1 protein-coding gene and 1 pseudogene are annotated in these 1,336 nt (G+C 70.7%); both read right to left on the reverse strand.

Annotated features, from left to right (window positions below):
- On the reverse strand, positions 1–758 hold a 758-nt coding region (locus tag EAD98_RS01155; RefSeq protein WP_147457308.1), incomplete at its 3' end, for a hypothetical protein.
- Positions 759–1,055: 297 nt separating this feature from the next.
- Positions 1,056–1,336, reverse strand: a pseudogene (locus EAD98_RS01160) (VCBS repeat-containing protein); the annotation flags it as partial.

Here is a 1,336-nt window from a genome sequence, read left to right on the forward strand (position 1 = left end):
CCGGCTATCGGGGCAAGGGCCGTCGCGGCCTCAGGCGCCGTGGCCCTGTCCACTGTGACTCCCGCGATCGCGGCGCCCGGCGACGGCGTCGGCTGGGTCGGGGTCGGTGTCGGCGACGGGCCCAGCGGACGCTCGCAACGCGCCTCGGCGAGGATGACGGTACCGACCGGGATGTCGAGCAGCGGCCCGCCAACGACGCTGCCGGTCAGGGTCAGCGTCGCCTGCACGGCGATGGCGACAGCGCCGTCTTCGGTGACGGTCTCCACGTTGGTGAGCGTCGCGTTGAGAGCGGCCTCCACCAGGCCGGGGACGGTGACCGCGGCGCTCGCGGTGACGCCGGGCGTGTCCGGGAGAAGCTCGACCGGCTCGCCGAACAGCTCCAGCCCGACGAAGGTGGTGTCGGCGGTCTGGACGCCGACCTGCGGGCAGGTGACCGCCGCGGTGATCACGTCGGCGTCGATGACCGGGGTGCCGAGGACGGCCAGGGCCAGATCCGCGATCTCGGCGTTCGCCGACGAGGCGGTCTCGCCGCGGGTGGCGCTGACCTCGACGACGGTGCCGGTGGCGGTGACCCCGAGGGCGCCCGGAATGGCGATCGCCAGCGCGGTGTCGGTGTCGGTGCCGCCGCCCGCGGGTGCGGTGGCCGAGCCGATGACCGCGTCCGCGGTGATGACCGTCGTGCCCAGGACCGTTGCGGACAGGTCGACCACGACACCCCGGGCGCTGGCGTCGCCGGGCGCCGCGATCGCGGGAGTCACAGTGGACAGGGCCACGGCGCCTGAGGCCGCGACGGCCATTGCCCCGATAGCCGGAAGTCGCCGGATGAGTCTCACGTTTGCCTCTGCTCTTTTCAGTCCCCCTCTCGACCATCGAGAAGGCCGACTCGAAGGTATAGGGCATTCAGTGACTTATCAGGAGGATTGGGGCATTCGTCAGATCCGAAGGATCCACGGTTCCGCCGCGTCGCTGTTCAGCCCGAGGGGCGCAGGCGCCCGAGCATGCCGTTGAGGTCCTGGACGAACAGTTCGCGGGGAGGCCGCGTACGGACGGGCGGGTCAGAGGGTCGTCTCGTTGGGCAGGCCGAAGAAGTCGTGCCACTTGACGCCGCCGCCGAAGGCGGTGCCGGTCGAGAGGCCGACGTAGACGTCGTTGAGGCTGCCCTTGGTGAAGGCGATGACGTCGTCCTTGCCGTCGCCGTCGTAGTCACCCAGGTAGGGGAACTCGCCGGCCAGGCAGAAGAAGTCGTTCCACTTGACGGTGGTGCCGGCGAACGAGGTGCCGGTGGAGACGGCGGCGTAGACGTCCGCGTCGGCGTTGCAGGTGAACGTCACGATGT

The sequence above is a fragment of the Micromonospora sp. CV4 genome (genome assembly GCF_003667455.1).
Lineage (GTDB): Bacteria > Actinomycetota > Actinomycetes > Mycobacteriales > Micromonosporaceae > Micromonospora.